This window comes from Phyllobacterium sp. 1468 (genome assembly GCF_031455525.1).
GTDB lineage: Bacteria > Pseudomonadota > Alphaproteobacteria > Rhizobiales > Rhizobiaceae > Phyllobacterium.
Genome location: NZ_JAVDSX010000001.1, coordinates 1100199 through 1117856, shown reverse-complemented (window position 1 = coordinate 1117856; position 17658 = coordinate 1100199). Strand labels below are relative to the sequence as shown.

Sequence of the window (17658 nt, the reverse complement as noted above, 5' to 3'; positions counted from 1 at the left end):
ATGATACAAAGTCGGAACGCAAAGTCGTTATCGGAAGAAACCGTTGGGAAGAATAAAATTCGATACGGATCAAAAGGCATGAATCAAGAACATAAACTGCTCTTAGAGGACGATCCTAAATTATTTATGGATATCGTTTTGAACGATGATCCGCGCGCACGTATGTATGGCCTTCATACTTTCGATGACGCGGTGGTATGCGAAATCTTACGTCACGGCATAAGAAACGATTTCTCAGAACTACCGGCGTTAGTGCAATTCTATAACAGCTATTTATTGCCGTCTCCTGTTGAAAGGCGCAAGGAGATTTATGCGCACGTTAAGAACATTGTTCCCTTGCTCGGTGGACATACGGCACCAGCGTTCAATCCCTTTATGATGCTCGATACTGACACGGGCATCGTATCAACTGCCACAGTGGACTACGCCAGCATCGGCAAATTGATTGAGAATGATCCCATGACCCGTCCGAGGGACGCAATGGATATGGTCGCCAATGCATCTCCACGGAACCCGGCTGCCATTGTCGGTGGGCTGCTTTGTTTGGGAGATCACCGAGTCTGTGCACTGGTCACTCCCATGCGACGCGCATTGGACATAGCGCAGGTAAAGATCGTCTCAAATTGTTATACCGGTTATACACATCGATGTGTGGTTGAATTCTATCTTGATTGGTTAGATGAAACTCTTTCCAATCAAAATGAGGACAGCCAAGCGTCGTTTGGACACATCGCGGCTGGGCTTTACCGGCTTGCTTTCGGAGACGGTGACGCAGTTCTGGACGGTCCGCGCCCATTTCCATTCGACTACGAGGAATTGCTATCCGGACGGCGCAAAATTGATCCGAGAGAGTTCGCCAGCTCGATAGAAGACAGGCTTTATAGTATAGAGCAGCGCGAGGCGGCGCCCAAAGTAATGCCGCACGTGATACGAGCATTCAATCTCACGCCGAGGTCACATCAAACGCTCTGGAGCACGTTTCAGCGCGGCACGCTCCACCATTAGCGGCAGCGCCTACGGCCGCCTAGGGACCGCGAGCCAAATCTTGGCCGCGCTGTCTCTCCCCCACGGTCCCCATTGGCTGCAAATCTGCCGCTGAGCAACCTCCTGTGGGCCGCCAGGATCTCGACGCATGGATCAAAAAAACGCAGTTCAAATAGCGCTGAACGCCCCTACCTCCTTGGATTCGAGCAATTGATGACGTCCTTCCCAATACAGCGCTAGTTCAATTCTGCGAACCTTTTGAGATCCTGTCGGTATCCCTGCTCGGTTAAGCGCGAGGTCTAACCTAGCCGGCATGATCGCTATTCTTAGCCAAGCATGAACGGCTCGAAAATAAGCACAATATGCTTCAGTTTTGGCGTAGTGATTGCGGGACGGAATGCCGAATGTTCGTGCCACCAACGAGTCCCAGATCGGAAAAACTTCAGGAACTGCAAAATGGAGAAACTTGCTTGTTCCAGTTACTGAGTTATTCACCACCTTTAAACAGTGGGTCCAGTTTTCGATGTCTAAGCCGTTTAGCTTCGATCTCGCCTCCTCGATCAGAGGACCTAGTTTTTGTGCGCCAGCCTCATTGGGAAGTGACTTTAGTATGGTAGGCATCCATCCGTAAACGGCGTATGCGCCGGCGTGAATATCGTGCAGATTGGAAACATCAAGTCGTTCGCGAAATAGGTGGAGCAGTGCGGGATACCCCACAATATAATCCGCCATACTACCCGGGGAGATGGATCCACGATCTGCCAATGAGGCAAGACTTTCGGAAATTCTATCGACAGTGATAACATTCCGTAGATCCTTCAATCGCGACCTCCATCCTTGCACTCTGGGTCATAGTGTATCGATGAACAGCTACAACAATCAATAGAAAGCTGCCTTACTAAGACAGCACTCTCTCAGCAAATCCTGCACCGGAACTCATTGATTTCATTGATAGCTGACGGGCCAGAGTGCTCATTGATCTGCGTTTGGGCTATTGCGGCACAAATCCGTCACACTGGACCGAGCGCCGCACCTCGCCGCGCTCAGCGTGCATCATCACGACATAAAAACATAACGGCGTCTATCCCGCATCCTGATTGAACGCGGCCTCTGACTTACGAATATCCCGAATAGTTTCGTATCCTCCCTTGGCGGGGTGCAGGGGGCGTCCTACGCGATAGAGGCACGATTTCAGGAGGTGCTCTATGGCAACGATCCGAAGACTCAGAGGGCGCTGGCAGGGTCAGGTAAGACGTAAAGGTATGCAGCCGCGCGCCAAGAGCTTTGACAGCAAAGGCGAGGCTGAAAAGTGGGCGCGCAGTCTGGAGGCAGAGTTGGACCGTTGCGGATCCATGCCCGATACGCGGCTCGCTGAGCAGATGACAGTCCACGCTCTCCTGACGCGCTACCGGATGGAGATCACACCTCCAAAGAGAAGTGCTCAAACAGAGTCAATCCGGATTGGTGCCATGCTGAGGCGCGAAATTTGTTACCGGACGCTGGCAATACTGAGCCCCACAGACATTGCGGTCTATCGAGACGAGCGCTTGAAGGTGGTCGCTAGTTCAACGGTGCTGAAAGAGCTCAATGTTCTCGGCCACGCTATTGATATCGCCCGTAAAGAATGGGGTGTGCATCTACCGCAGAATCCCTGCCGGATGATCAGACGCCCTGCCCCGCCGCGTCCACGGGATCGAAGACTGGAGGCTGGTGAAGAGCAGAAGCTTTTGGATGCTGCCGATACCGGCCGCAATCCTTACATGCGCTCACTGATCATCCTTGCGCTCGAAACAGCGATGCGTCAGGGCGAGCTACTGTCGCTTTCCTGGGCCGACGTTGATCTAGAACGCAGGATCGCGCATCTGGACATGACGAAGAATGGTGAGAGCCGCGATGTCCCTCTTTCCAAACGCGCCATAGAGACCCTTCAGCGGCTCGCCGATGAGAGCACGGCTGATTTGGTGTTGCCAATTTCGAAAAGCTCAGCAGGGCAAGCCTGGGGACATCTCAGAGGACGCGCTGGATCCCGCAACCTTCACTTCCATGATCTGCGCCACGAAGCGGTGACGCGACTCCTGGAGCGTGGTTTCAATGTCATTGAGACGGCAACGATCTCGGGTCACAAAGAACTCCGGATGCTGCAACGCTACTCTCATCTGCGTGCCGTCGATCTGGTAGATAGATTGGGTTGACGCCGAATAGTTGCCGACACCGTGTTGGCTCCGTCCTATGCAGTAATGAAATTGACCCGAATTGGAGCCGTAATGATGATCACGACGACCCACCCCAAGCGACCACTTCTGAAGCACATGTTCCTGGCCGGCAGTCTCTTCGCAGTCAGCGTAGCAGCTTCTGGATCGACGCACGCACAAACGCCTGATCGCCTCGACGTTCAAATCGCAATCAATACCGCAGCTTCGAAATCCATCGTCGACTACGAGAACAGACGTTTCAATGTTGAGCGTATCAAGATGCCCCGCCAGCACGAACTTGGTTTTGTCTGCGGTAGCATCGATCCGGTTGGGAGCCCTCGTTTCAAAGACGATGTGATCTCGTATAAAGCGTCACTTTATTTCCGGGACGGCAGTCTGTTCGCAAGTGCTCTCGCACCCTTGTATATGCCGATTGACGAACTTCTGTTGGAAGCCACCTGTAAATAATGACTGCCCGATGAAGTCCTAGGAATTTCCGTCTTAAAGCGATGGGGATGGGTCCTGCTGCCTGATGCATTGTTTTTTCGGAGCACCCATTCCGATGGGATGCAAAGATCGCATGTCAACTTGAGGTTCGTTGATGTCAACTTGGCAGGCAAATATGTCAACTTGCGCAGCAAAAAACGGTCCTAAAAGGCCTCCGATGTAAACATTCTTGTAAAGTCACCTTGTTCAGATAGGAACAATGTTTACCTGTGGTTGTCGTGATGTTGACATCAAACCTTCAAAACACGCGTATTCCGATTCTGGTTTACACTGACAACTTGCAGCATTACGAACGCATTAAGATGATGGTCCAATACGCCGGCGGGATTTCCAGGATAGGACAGTTGACGGTTGAATAGTCCTCACCGATTTGCCTCGTGGCAGCATAGTTTCGGTCAGCGGCTGGATGAACCGCTTTGGGGAAAACGGCGAATACGTATTTCTTGGGCTCGGTGAACAATCCACTTCCAGCAGCTTGTCGTTGCCCTGATGTTTCAAGACCAGCTCTAGTTCGCTCGATACGCATCGCTGTAAGGCGCCGCATATCAATCCCAACATGGCTTCACACGATAGGGTCAGTGCCATGATTGGCCTGAGGCTCCGCGTTGTTGGAGCATTCTCCTCGACAGTTGATCGTTCGGCGCACCTCGCCCGAGTAATTTAACCCCTGAACCAGCTTACCGGTGATGTTTCGGTATAAGCTACTCCAGGCACTGCGCCGCATCCCCTCATCGTTCGTTTAACTGGCTTGATAAGCCTGAAAGAGAACCCATGTCTTTTAACAAGCCCAAAGTAGAGAAACGCCTTTCTTCACTGATCGACTTAGCAGGGCGCCTAGATAAGAAAATACTCAGCCGCGAGCTGGATCTCATGATAACTAAATGGTCCGATTATCGGTTTCTGTCTCCCTACGAAGCAACCAACGTTTTCATTGCTGCATACCGGAATGCCTTTAAGTCCGCAGTGAGAACTCATTGTGATATACACGAAGCAGCGAATTCACGTGGCATCGACTTGTTGGCGTTGCGTAAGGCAACGCGTTCGACCGAGTTCACCCAATTGTGGGTAGCGCGGCAAAATGCTGATTCCGTCGGGCTCCCTTATGACGTGTATCTTCAATTTTGTTTTGATTTCGCAATGAGGAGAAAACGCCGTCGGCTTCCAAGGCCAAATCAATTGTTTTGGAATAAAGAGACACAAATCGCATGGAAGGCAACGTTTGCCGAGTTCATGACGGATGCTCTAAACGGAGGCGTGCTTCGTCCTGGTGCACTTCCGCAATATCGTATCGAGACTTACCGCGGCTTGTTGGCTCAAGAACTGTTTCGGTCCACTATTATTGAGCTCACCAAGAAGGGCAATCGCCCGCTACGCCACATTATCGAAGATCGATCTCTCATCAAGCGCCAGGTGCCAGCCGAACTGTTTTCAGAGGTATACGGCGCGTATGCATTTGAAACTGCCGTCCGCAGTTTGCATCAACAGATAAAGCACCACCCTATACAGGTCGATCCTTACATAGCACCTGATGAAGTCGATCTCTGGCAGAGTTGTTTTGCCGTTCCATGGGCGCGCGATACGCAAGGTCCTATTTGCTCAGTATGTCCCGCAGCGGAAGGTTGTGGAAGGTTGGGAAACTATGTGCTGAGTAAGATTAAACGCAAATACGGCACGGACGATCCTATAGCTGAGATGGAAAAAACTGGCGCTAGGAAGCGCCAAGCCCGAAAGCGGGCCCGTGACAAAGTGAGCGGGGTAAATCCATCTGGAACATCTACACTCCATGCCGGAGGAGCAAGCTCATAACCGGAAGTTAGTCCTGGTGAGAAAATCCGTCACGCCTCCCTATATATTTCACGGTTCTCTAGTAAGTGTATTATAGAATAAGAAAGAGAATTGGGGAGCGTGACATTTCATCGAAATGAATACCCTCCGGCTGATCTCAGGGCTTCGCCCTTCGTCGCGCGTTTAGGAACACGGAGCAGCTGCGGCACAAAGTTTTGCGTCCCGGACGAAGTTCTTCAAGCGTGACAGATGGGCTCTATCCCGGCCTAGATCACACTTCCGGATTGCCGACCAGACTGACAGCCCGTCCGCGCGACAATAGTGCAAAGCATCATAGGCAGTCCCTGGAACGCATTTCGATCTGGCTGCATCAACTTGCGCAAACCAGACAAAGGAACTCTTCAGCGCCCATCCTCGAGTCAGTGGCGCATTATCGATAGCCCTTCCCGCGCTCTCAATCTCATTGGACTCAATTTACAAAGATAAGGAGGCACACATTGGGAGAAGACTCGAAAAGGTGTGCAAGAAATTTAATTGCTGCTAATCGGAAACGACTCTTGCTCCCGAATGCGGTATGCCACGGAGGTTGGGCGAGAATGAGACATGGACGCGCTGGAACGGGCCAGTTGATAGTCGGGTCTTCTTAAGGACTTGGTGGGGAAATGCCGATAGCAAATGTAAAACAGTTATGCGTGCCCAATGCGATTGTTACGAGTGACAGTCTCGTAGAACAAGTCGCTCAGCTTGAAGATTTTGCGTCAAACAGAATTGACGGCCGGGAATTCTTCCGTCGCAATCATTTTACGGCTGGATTGGACGTGCTTGTAAAGCGCGGGTTCGAGCGGCTGGGAGGCGCGTCCGACGATGGCGCATTCTATTTGACGCAGGCTATGGGCGGTGGCAAGACGCATAGTTTGATTGCCTTTGGGCTTCTCGCTGCAGACCCCGAACTTCGGAGAGAAATTCTTCCGAGTTTGCCGTCATCCAGCGCATTCGGCTCTGCGAAAGTCGTGATATTCAACGGCCATCAGAACCCTGACAGCCTTCTGTGGGGCTATATTGCTGAAAAACTCGGCCGGCCGAATGTTATGGCGCCATTCTGGCAAAAGGGCGCTCGATCGCCTGGCGTAGATGAGTGGGTAGAGCTCTTAGGCAATGAATCGGTCCTGATACTTCTGGATGAGCTGCCGAGCTACCTTCAGATGGCACAGGGCGAACCTGTTGGAAACACCACGCTCGGCGACCTAACGATCGGCGCGCTAGAACGTCTCTTCAACGCTTTGCCGCGTTGCCCTCGCGCCTGCGTCGTCGTAACGAACCTGAAGGATGACGTGTATCTTGATGGTTCGGGCCAGCTTCGAACGCTTATCGAGAGCTTGACCAAGCACTACGACAGGAACGCGCAGGCCATCACCCCGGTCCAGCAAAACACGGGCGAGGTGTTTGCGATCGTGCGGAAGCGCCTCTTCGATGAACTTCCCTCTTCTGACCGCATTGATGAAGTCGCTCAGGCTTATGTAGACGCACTCCAAAAAGCGAAGCGTGTCGATACAATCGCTACCACCCCTGAGACTTTCATCGAACGCATCCGCGAAACCTATCCATTTCATCCTTCGATACGCGACATCGTTGCCCGCTTCGCGGAAAACCGTGGCTATCAGAAAACGCGCGCGCTCATCCGCTTGCTGCGCCTAGCGGTGCGCGGCGCATTCGATTCCAACGACAATGTTTTTCTTATCGGCCTCCAGCATCTAGATTTCAATGATCAAGGAACGCTCGAGGAAATCCGGAAGATCAATCCGGCCTATTCGAATGCGATTTCACGCGACGTTGCCGATCGAGGCAATGCTCTAGCCGAAAAGATTGCAGCGGCGGACGGCGTTCCGACAGCGTCGGCCGTCGCTAAGGTATTGCTGATGTCGTCGCTATCGACAGCCGAGTCCCCACTTCGTGGCCTCACGGACGGCGAGCTGATCGAAATGCTCGTTGATCCCTTGCTCGAAGTTTCTGAGATCAAGGCGGCACTCGGCCGAATCCAGGGCCAGGCTTGGTATCTTTTCCAGGGCGTTGATCAGCGCGTGTTCTTCGGCCAGACCGCCAACGTTACGGCCGAAATCACCGAGATCGCTTCTAATATCGCCAAGGAACAGGTCGATCAGACGCTCCGAGGGAAGCTGCAAGACGTATTTAAACCTCGCACCGGCTCCCTATATGCCGATCGCATGGCGATCTTGCCCGCGCTCGACGAAATCCAACTTGATGACGACCGCCCGACACTGGTTATCCTGGAACGGGCTGCCGACAAGCTGCCCCAGGACTTCGTCGATTGGTGGAATAGACAAGATCACCAAAACCGCGTTCTAGTGCTAACCGCCGACCCAAACGCGGTTTCGACTCTCCGCACAAGCGCAAGACGCATGCGAGCCATCGACAAGGTCGAAGAGCGGATCAAGGCGCACCACGGCGCGTCGTCGTCGCAGATGCAGGAGCTTCAAGGCGTTAAGGAACGCGAAGCCGCAGGGTTCACCAGCGCCCTTCGCGAAACGTTCAAGACAATCATGTTTCCGACAGGCAAGGCTCTACGCAAAGTGGATGACTTCCGAATGGAGTTCGACGGGAATGACTACTCGGGCGAGCAGCAGATCGTCGATACGCTGACGAAGCGCGGCAAGTTCATTCCAAGTGACAAGTTCGACGCCGAGTTCGAAACCCTCCGCCTCGATGCCGAGGAAATCCTCTTCGATGCCGATGCTGTTCTACAATCCTCCCTGAAGCGCAATGCCGCCGTGCGATCCGGGTGGTTCTGGCTGCCGCGTGGCGGGTTCGATCAGCTTGTGAGAACCGCCGTGCAGCGTGGTTTTTGGCGCGAACGCGAGGGGCTGGTCGCAAAAAAATGGGAACGCAAGACCAAGGTTTCCGCTCGCCTGGACGATTTTGGCCCGAATCCTCTCGAAACCGGCCGATTCCAGATCAACGTTACGCCGGAAGATGCCGACATAATCTATGTGTCCGAGAATGGGGTGCCTGATCCGGCAATGGCAACGAAGCTCAATGGCCGCGTCCATGAGACTGCGGCGGCGGCCGCATGGTTCCTTGCAGTGGATAGCAAATGTGTGGCAAAGACCGGTGACGCGTTCGAATGGCGTGCGCCGATTCGCGTGAAGCCGGATGTGAAGAGGGTTTCCGGCGGACATCACGTCACCTTCGTCGTTAGCCCTCGTTCAGCGGTTGTCCGCGCGACATTCGATGGCTCCGATCCCAAGGTCGGTCCGATAGTCGGCCCCGACATTGAAGCCCCAGCTGGAGCGACTCGCCTGCGAGCCGTTGCTGAGATCAGCGGCCAGTTCAGCGAGGAGGAAACAGCACCTCTGCAAGGAGGCGTGCGCGATTCGGGAAACGGGACTTACAGCCCGGTCAAGCCGGTGCTGAAGCCCGACGCGCCCGCTACCATGACCTCACGATTCGAGCCGAAAGACACTGCCACAGCTTTCTCATCACTCGATCGACTGGCCAAAACGCCTGATGTCCATGTCCTCGGCGGATCGATCGAGGTTAACGGCTCGCGATCCGAAGCGGACTTCCTCACCCTCCGCCTTGGGCGCGATGTCGCCGTGCCGGCAGCCGATCTCGATGCGCTGGTGAAGGCGCTAGTGGCTAAGCTGAATGCCTCGGCCCCGACTGTGAAATTGCGCTTGGATGGTGTTGCATTCCCATCAGGACGTGAACTCACTGCATTTTGCGATGCGGCAGGCGAGGATTTCGATCGCGTAACGTGGACGCAGGAGTGAAAGATCGCGTAGGTGTAGCTCATGAAAACCGTCACCCCGAACTTTGATTGCGCCGATATCTACCAGGAACATGGCTATCTCGTGCGCCTGACGAAGGGGCGTGACGCGAAGGTGCAGGTCTTCGAGGTCTTCGGGCGACCGCCGACAGAGCGCGAAGTCCAGTGGGCGCCGGAAACGATTATGCGGTGCGAGACCTCGCGAGAAGTTTGGGATATTATCTCACCAGAGCTGCGTTCGGAGTTCAATCGCCGGCTGAAGACAGAGGACAAACCTGCCGGGCGCTGGGGTGCGGATGAAACTGCCGTTCAGCGGCTCCTCGGTAAGGAGCTCCTAGTCTTGCTTTGGGCGGTTGAACTGGCCGACGTGAAGCCCGAAGAAACCGTCGTGGCGATCCGCAACTGGATCGGCCTGAAGGCCGAAGAACGCTGGTGGCTCTATACGATGACGGCGGCGGCGACCGGCCTTGCGCATCAATATGGGATGGGCTGGCGGGGTGCTTTGCGCTGCGCGCTCTGCTTCGGCACGCGGAACGACGCCTTCCACCTCGGCGCGGTCGCTGGGCGCGGCACCCTGTCTCCCCGCACAAACGAAGGGTATGCAGCGGATGGCGGAAAGCCTAAGCGTGCGAAGCCTAAGAAATCAACGCCGGATGATCCGGGTTTCCTTTTCGCCCCGTCCCTGCCTGCCGAATAAGCCCGCAGCGCCAATCAGATCCGGAGTTTCGATGACTGTAATCGCCCCCACCAGACAAGTGGATGCCATAGGCCTCGCACCGTTCTCGCTGAAGGATGCCCCTTCTTTCATTGAGGCAGAGTTTCCGGTCGGACGCATTTCGGCGGAAGCTTACAAGGAGCGGAAGGCCGGCGCCGGTCAGACGCTGACGGCCCTCGGGTCCTATTGGAAGGGCCGCAAGCCTCTGATTCTCGTGCGCGCTGTGGTGCTAGGCAGCCTCCTGCCCGCCACCGGTAATCCGACCGCGGATCTCGATATCTTTTTGAAGCTGATGGCGATGGACGACGACGCCTTCGCCCGGCGCTTTGGCGGGAGCGCCTCGGAATTCGCCCGGCTATTCCCGGCCTATGCCGAGCTAGTCACTGAGGAACTCGGGCGCCGGCACGCGTGGCGCGAGGATGTTACGGAGGTCGAGCGGCAGGTGCGCGTTGCGGAAGCCTTTGCTAGCCTCCCCTATGCCGACCGGCTGAAGCATGTGCGCCGGCCGGAGGAATGCGATGAGTCCGAGTTGTTGGTCAGCATCTGGCCGGCGGTTAACCGGCATCTCGGCACGAACGCGCGCTCGATTCCTGAACTTGTCGAGCAATTGGGCGTTGCTCGCTTTGGCCGTCGACCGAAAGTGGCGGACACATTCTGCGGTGGCGGGTCGATCCCATTTGAGGCAGCGCGTATCGGCTGCGATGTCTATGCTTCGGACCTCAACCCCATAGCCTGCATGCTCACCTGGGGAGCGTTCAATATCATCGGGGCGTCGTCGGAAAAGCGCGCAGAAATTGAGGGTGCGCAAAAGAAAGTCGCCGTCGCCGTGGACGCAGAGATGACGCGACTTGGAATCGAGCACGACAAGCATGGTAATCGGGCAAAAGCCTTTCTCTATTGCCTCGAAACCCGCTGTCCTAAGACTGGTTGGATGGTGCCGATGGCGCCTTCTTGGGTGATCTCAAAGACGCGCAACGTGGTAGCGAAGCTCGTGCCGGATCAGGAAACTAAGCGTTATCATATCGAGGTCGTCACCGGTGCCTCCAGCGCCGAAGTGGCTGAGGCCGAGCGAGGAACCGCACGGGATGGGCGATTGGTTCACCCCATGAACCCCGAGCGCTCCGGCGTGGAAATCAAAACGATCCGGGGTGATTATCGCGATGCGGAAGGAGTGAACCGCAATCGCCTACGACTATGGACGAAGTCGGATTTTATCCCGCGCGCGGACGATATTTGGCAGGAACGGCTCTATGCGATCCAGTGGATAATCAAGGATAGTCTCGGCAAAGGTCGACAAGAAACCTATTTCGCGACCATCACCGAGGACGATATCGCCCGCGAGCGGCAGGTCGAGGCTATCGTTCGCGAGAACCTGCCCTCGTGGCAGGCAGAGGGCCTCATATCTGACATGGCAATAGAGCCGGGCGATAAGACAGATGAGCCAATTCGGACACGAGGCTGGACACATTGGCATCACCTGTTCAGCTCAAGACATTTGCTCTTAATCTCTAAACTTCGCGAGGCTACTGCAGGGCAACCCGAACAACTGCTGCAGATCGCAAAATCTTTGGACCGCAGCTCGAAACTCTGCCGATGGACACCTGGTAGCCCCGGGAAGCCGGGGGTAGCTGTAACAGCTGAAAAAGTCGGACAGGTTTTTGACAATCAAGCTCTAAACCCCCAGGTTAACTACGGCGAACGTAGCAGCTACGAAATTCTCGCTTATCTTAGCCGATACGAAGTTACGAATTTCCATATTACTTCAAAGACACAGGTAGATAACTTTGCAGCGATGAATTGTTCTGTTGAAAGCGATCTATTTGTAACGGATCCACCATACGCAGATGCGGTAAACTATCATGAGATAACTGAGTTCTTTATCGCCGCCCTTAGGAAACGGCCGCCTAGCCCTTTTGCCGCTTGGATTTGGGACTCGCAACGAAGCCTCGCCATTAAGGGGAAAGACGAGCAATTTCGCCGCGACATGGTTGCCGCCTACGCCGCCATGACTCGCCACATGCCAGACAATGGCATACAAGTCGTAATGTTCACCCATCAGGATGCTGGTGTCTGGGCCGATCTTGGGTCCATCCTCTGGGCCGCTGGCCTCCGAGTGTCTGCGGCTTGGAACATCGTCACTGAGACGGAAAGCTCCCTTAAAGAAGGCAATTACGTCCAAGGGACTGTCTGCCTCGTGCTGCGCAAACGGCTAAAAGAAGCTAACGCACGTCGCATGGAGATCGAAGCTGAGATCGAAGACGCCGTCCGGGCGCAGCTAGACCGCCTCAACGCTCTCGACGAGGCGTGGACCGCCGAGACACTCTATACCGACGGCGATTTGACGCTTGCGGCCTATGCCGCCGCTCTTCAGGTGGTGACGTCCTATTCAACGATCGATCGCCAGCCGCTAGATCGCGACCTTTATCGCAAGCTCGCCAAGGGTGAGCGCACCATGATCCGAGATCTGGTCGATTACGCCGCTCAGGTGGCGAACGGTATGCTGGTTCCGACCGACTTCCCGCGGGATATGTGGAGCGATCTCGGCGCGCCCGAACGCTTCTATGTTCGGATGCTCGATATGGAGTCGAAGGGCTCGGCTAAGGTCGCCGATTTCCAGAATTTCGCGAAGAGCTTCGCGTTCGGCGACTATACCAGCGTGATGGCGTCGACTACAGCCAATGCCGCCGCACTGGCCGGCGCGGCGGACCTTAAGGGGGCCAAGCTCGGTGGCGAGGGCTTCTTTGCCACGCAACTCCGGCAGGTTCTATTTGCCATCTGGAAAACTCTCGAAAAGGGCGATCCTAAGCTCGGCGTCACCACCCTTCGGACGGAATATGCCGTTGACTATTGGCAGCGGCGCCAAAAGCTAATCGCCCTAGCCGCCTACGTCGCTGCAAAGACGAAGCATACCCGGCCAGAGGAAAGCGCCGCCGCACACGAGCTTGCCGAAGCCATGAAGCTCGATCGGGTGTAGCGGCATGGGTATCGAGCGCTTTTCCTCGCGGCGTCAAGCGCTCGGCACTGTTCTGGGCGAGCGGCTCAACGGCGCTACACGCTATCTGCGGATCGCGGGCTATTTCCGATCGTCACTTCTTGAAGTCGTCGGCGAAGCGCTCGATACGGTCGGCGAAATTCGGGTCGTCTGTAACGGCGATTTGGACCCGTTTGATGTGAAGGTCGCTAAAGCGGCACGCGACGGGCAGAGCGCGCTGGCGCAGACGCTGGTTTCGAGCTGGCAATCAACGGAGGACGGTCTTGATCTCCTGTTGGCGCGTGAACGCTATCGCCGCCTTCACGATCTGCTGGGTTCTCGACGCATGAAGGTGCGCGTGGTGCCGCGCGACGGTGACAACGTATTCGTTCATGGCAAGGCTGGCGTGATTGAACATGCCGACGGCAAAGTCTTTTCCTTTGTCGGTAGCATGAACGATTCCGCCTCTGGGTTGCGCCACGCCTATGAAATTATCTGGGGTGATGAAGACCCGGCCGCTGCCGATTGGGTGCGCGACGAGTTCGAACACTTCTGGGCACAGGGCGTCGATCTTCCCGATGCGGTTGTGAAACACGTCGCGGCTATGGCGAGCCGGACGGAGTATCGCTCCATTGAAGACGCTCGAGACGCGACCGGCGAGATCTCACCTGATGCCGTCCTAGCCGAACGACCGATATACAAGGGCGGCCAAATCCTCCGGCCTTGGCAGAAGCGCTTTGTCCAGACCTGCGTCGACGATCACCGGCTTTATGGCCAAGCACGTTTTCTGATCGCTGACGATGTCGGCCTCGGAAAGACGCTCTCCATGGCTGCCGCTGCACTGGTTCTTTCGATGCTGGACGATAAGCCAGTGCTGATCCTCGCGCCGGCAACTCTGATCTGGCAATGGCAGGAAGAGCTCGAAGACAAACTCGGCATCCCCGCCGCCGTCTGGTCGTCCCAAAAGAAATGCTGGCTTGACGGTGAGCGCCGTCCGCTGACGCAAAAGGGAGATCCGAGCTTTGTAGCCCGATGTCCCTGGCGCATCGGAATCGTCTCAACGGGATTAATCGTAAATGGCGACGACAACGGTGAACGGGGGACGCTGACAAAGAAGTCCTTCGGTGTCGTAATTCTCGATGAAGCCCACAAGGCGCGTGCTTCGCGAGAAACGCGCCGCGGGCATACCACGGCGACGCGTAACAACCTGCTGGATTTTCTGCACAAGGTGGCGCGGAACGCGACAAATGTGATTCTCGGCACCGCGACCCCGATCCAGCTTGACGCCGTCGAACTGTGGGACATCATCGCCGCCCTGAGCCAGGGTGCGCCGCAGGTGCTCGGCACCCCCTTCGATGGCGGCGAATGGATGCGGGATGATTCAATACGGTTGCTGACAGGCGAACGCCCTTGGCCTCAAAACGAGACTTCCCGCTGGGGCCTGTTCCGAAATCCATTGCCTCCCGCATCAGAACATTCTGTTTTTCGTGATGTGCGAAACGATGCCCGACTGCATGGAAGAGAGGTCCTTGGACCGCGCTTCGACGAACTCGGACCAGATGTGCGCGATGACTTTCTGCAGGATTTCAATACGCTGGCCGAGCAGCACAACCCAATTGTCCGTCGAATTGTGCGTCGAACGCGCCCGATGCTTGAAGAACGCGGTCTGCTGAAGCGGATCGGCGTGATCACCCACCCCCGCTCAGATGATGGCCTGTCAGCATCGTTCTTCAACGGACAGGGCCTCGTTATGGGTCTTGCTTTCACCGCAGCCTACGAAGCTGCGGAAAACTTCAGCCGTATCTACGCTGCGCGCCGGCCGGGTGCGGGATTCTTAAAGACGATTTTGTTGCGGCGGATTGGTTCGTCCGCACGAGCAGGTTTGGAAACAGCACGCCACCTCCTAAACCGCATCGACACCGGAATTATTCCCGAAGATGAAATCGGGGATGAAGCAACGCCAACCGATGACACTCCTCCTGATCCACAAGAGATCCATTTCTTACGCGAGGTCGAACGTAACCTTGCGGCCGTCGTGGATGGGAGCGATGTTGATCCTAAAGTGCAGGTGATCTTGCACTATCTAAGGGAACGCCGTTGGCTGGAACTAAACGGCGCAATTATTTTTAGTCAGTATCGAACTACGGCCGAGTGGATTCTCGAAGCTCTCTGCGCTGCGTTTCCAGATGAACCTGTTGCACTTTATGCTGGCGGATCGGCGTCTTTCGTTCAACGTGGAGTGGATCGCCGCACGGCTGCACGCGAACAGATCAAGGGGTCGATTCAGCGGGGCGATATACGGCTTGTGTGTGCCACAGATGCTGCCTGTGAAGGTCTCAATCTCCAAAGACTCGGCGCACAAGTGAACGTCGACCTTCCGTGGAACCCTTCACGGCTTGAACAGCGAAAGGGTCGCGTCCAACGGATAGGCCAAGTTCGAGATGAAGTTCATGTATTGAACTTGCGCTATGCCGGAACTGTAGAAGACGATGTTTATGCGGCTTTATCGGATCGTTTTGGCGATATCTTCTCGGTCTTGGGGCAGCTGCCTGATGGCTTCGAAGATCAATGGATCGACGCGGTTCTGCAAGATAGGCAGGCTGTAAAGAATTTCTCTCAGCGAGTTGAGAAGGCCAAGCCGCCGATGGAATTGCGCTACCTTCGAGACGTGGCAGACGACCGTGGGCTGGATTGGGAATACACCGAGCGTGTTCTGTCTTCGAGAGACCTCGATGAATGGATGCGCCGGGGCTGGCCGTAAAAAATCGATTCCATCCAACTGAGGACTGCGTCTACGTCCGGCCAAAATGGGCTAGTCTAAAGGATATCTAGTGAGTGACATTAAGCTATTTCATTTCAATGCCGGACAGATGCACGAACTTGCCGGCACGGCCGTCCAAGTAGAGAAGTCGTTACAAATATTATTCGAAACCAATTTAGAATCGTTGCTTGGCATTCGCTTTCTAGCGTCAGAACACACGACCGGTTCCGTTCATGGTGGAAGGATCGATACACTTGGTCTTGATGAGGACGACTGCCCGGTCATCATTGAGTATAAACGCGCCGTCAACGAGAACGTTATCAATCAGGGGCTCTTTTATCTGGATTGGCTGCTGGACCATCGCAAGGAGTTTCAGTGGCTAGTCTTGGAGAAGCTTGGAGCAGAGGCAGCGAAGAATGTTGATTGGTCGGCTCCGCGTCTCCTCTGCATTGCTGGCGACTTTACCAAATATGACGAACATGCGGTTAAGCAAATTGCCCGCAACATCGAACTTATTCGATACCGCCGGTTTGGCGACGATCTGCTCATGATGGAGCTAGTGCACACACCTAAAGTCGCCAGAATTAACCTATCCCAATCTTCGACCAACAAGCCATCAAACCCTCAGATAACAAATGACGACGGTAACAGTGCCTCTGATCCATACTGGGCCAACCGGATGGCACACAAGCTCTCCCAGTCTTCGTCAGAACTCCGAGACCTTTATGAGGCAGTCCACCAGTTCCTGATTGGGCTGGGCGATGACGTCCAGGTTAAGGAATTGAAGCAATATACTGCGTTCAAACGCATCAAGAACTTCACCTGCTTGCAAATCTATCCTCAGGCCAGGACGCTGACCGCTTATGTCCGGCTGGATCCTTTTACGGTCGATCTGAAACCTGGGTTTTCGCGCGATGTTACAAGCGTAGGGCATCACGGCACCGGCGATCTCGAGCTTTCATTGAAATTAATGGCCGATTTTGAAAAGGCGCAACCGCTATTCCGACGCGCATACGAAGGGTCGTGAGCAAAATGAAGCCGAACCGTTTCTCCGTCATCGGCTTCGATTCTGCCTGGACCGACAAGCCGAAGGCTCCAGGAGCAGTGTGTGTCATTCGGTCCAATTCTGACGGAAAGCTGATCTACTCCGAACCGCAACTCGCCTCGTTCGCGCAAGCGCTCGATATCATCCACGATGAGCAGAAGCGAACGGAGCTATGTCTTGTCGGGATCGATCAACCGACAATCGTTCCCAATCTGAATAGTTTGCGGCCGGTAGATCGCATTGCTGGATCCCTAGTCTCTTGGATTGGCGGAGGCGTTCAACCTGCTAACCGGTCGAAAATTGGAATGTTCGACGATGCCGCTCCCATTTGGAAATTCAAGGAGGCGCTCGGCGCAATCGAAGACCCTGAAGCGGCGCGTGCTGCGTCTGCCGGTTTATACATCATGGAGGTGTTCCCGGCGTTGGCGCTGGCAGGATTGAACAGCGCATTCTGCGATCGTCTCAAAGGTCCTCGCTATAATCCGCAACGGCGGAAGACATTTCAACTTACACATTGGCACGATGTCATTGAGACCATCAGGCGTTTCGGCACGCTTGCAGCGATAGAGCAGATCGAAGATTGGTGCAACGCGAACCGATCCCTCCCACTGCCCAGAAAGGCTGATCAGGACAAACTCGATGCTATGATCTGCGCTTTGGTAGGAATGCATTGGCTAACCGCACCGCGGGAACAATCGATGATGATTGGCGATTTAGAGTCCGGCTACATGATCGCACCTGCCATCGATGGAGTTCATGATCGGATAGTTGCAAAGGCACGGGAGATTGGGGTGCCCGTAGACGGTCGCGCTCAGCGCTGATGCGGAATTAAGTTAACCCCATGCGCAAAGGGTGCCCGTATTCATCTGTGAATGGGAGCTGCTATTCCCACTTGATGTCGGGTGCATCGTCTC

Annotated in this window: 11 protein-coding genes; 10 read left to right on the top strand and 1 reads right to left on the bottom strand. The window is 55.1% G+C overall.

Annotation, left to right across the window (positions count from 1 at the left end):
• The first annotated feature begins 78 nt into the window (after window positions 1-78).
• Window positions 79-1005: a hypothetical protein gene (locus J2X72_RS05295; protein ID WP_310069177.1), complete on the top strand. Its 927-nt coding sequence runs from the start codon at window positions 79-81 to the stop codon at window positions 1003-1005.
• Window positions 1006-1152: 147 nt separating this feature from the next.
• On the opposite strand, the gene J2X72_RS05290 is transcribed toward J2X72_RS05295, so the two are convergent.
• A complete protein-coding gene (locus J2X72_RS05290; RefSeq protein ID WP_310069175.1) occupies window positions 1153-1806 on the bottom strand; it encodes a hypothetical protein in 654 nt (217 codons plus the stop codon).
• A gap of 383 nt (window positions 1807-2189) precedes the next feature.
• On the opposite strand from J2X72_RS05290, the gene J2X72_RS05285 reads away from it, so the two are divergent.
• The 9 genes from J2X72_RS05285 to J2X72_RS05245 all read left to right on the top strand — a co-directional run bounded on the left by J2X72_RS05285 (window position 2190) and on the right by J2X72_RS05245 (window position 17565).
• Complete coding sequence (locus J2X72_RS05285; RefSeq protein WP_310069174.1) at window positions 2190-3176, top strand: site-specific integrase; 987 nt, start codon at window positions 2190-2192, stop codon at window positions 3174-3176.
• Between the two features lie 72 nt (window positions 3177-3248).
• A complete protein-coding gene (locus J2X72_RS05280) occupies window positions 3249-3644 on the top strand; it encodes a hypothetical protein (protein WP_310069173.1) in 396 nt (131 codons plus the stop codon).
• 810 nt (window positions 3645-4454) lie between these two features.
• A complete protein-coding gene (locus tag J2X72_RS05275; protein ID WP_310069171.1) occupies window positions 4455-5489 on the top strand; it encodes a hypothetical protein in 1035 nt (344 codons plus the stop codon).
• Between the two features lie 641 nt (window positions 5490-6130).
• The gene (locus tag J2X72_RS05270) at window positions 6131-9256 is read left to right on the top strand and encodes a DUF499 domain-containing protein (protein WP_310069168.1); all 3126 of its coding nucleotides are present in this window, start codon (window positions 6131-6133) and stop codon (window positions 9254-9256) included.
• A 21-nt stretch (window positions 9257-9277) separates the two neighbouring features.
• The gene (locus J2X72_RS05265) at window positions 9278-9949 is read left to right on the top strand and encodes a DUF3780 domain-containing protein (RefSeq protein WP_310069165.1); all 672 of its coding nucleotides are present in this window, start codon (window positions 9278-9280) and stop codon (window positions 9947-9949) included.
• A 31-nt stretch (window positions 9950-9980) separates the two neighbouring features.
• A complete protein-coding gene (locus J2X72_RS05260) occupies window positions 9981-12941 on the top strand; it encodes an anti-phage-associated DUF1156 domain-containing protein (protein ID WP_310069163.1) in 2961 nt (986 codons plus the stop codon).
• A 4-nt stretch (window positions 12942-12945) separates the two neighbouring features.
• On the top strand, window positions 12946-15699 hold the full coding sequence (locus J2X72_RS05255; RefSeq protein WP_310069160.1) for a helicase-related protein: 2754 nt from the start codon (window positions 12946-12948) through the stop codon (window positions 15697-15699).
• Window positions 15700-15769: 70 nt separating this feature from the next.
• Window positions 15770-16726, top strand: a complete 957-nt coding sequence (locus tag J2X72_RS05250; protein WP_310069157.1) for a DUF5655 domain-containing protein — start codon at window positions 15770-15772, stop codon at window positions 16724-16726.
• Between the two features lie 5 nt (window positions 16727-16731).
• Window positions 16732-17565, top strand: a complete 834-nt coding sequence (locus J2X72_RS05245) for a DUF429 domain-containing protein (protein ID WP_310069350.1) — start codon at window positions 16732-16734, stop codon at window positions 17563-17565.
• Window positions 17566-17658 lie beyond the last annotated feature (93 nt).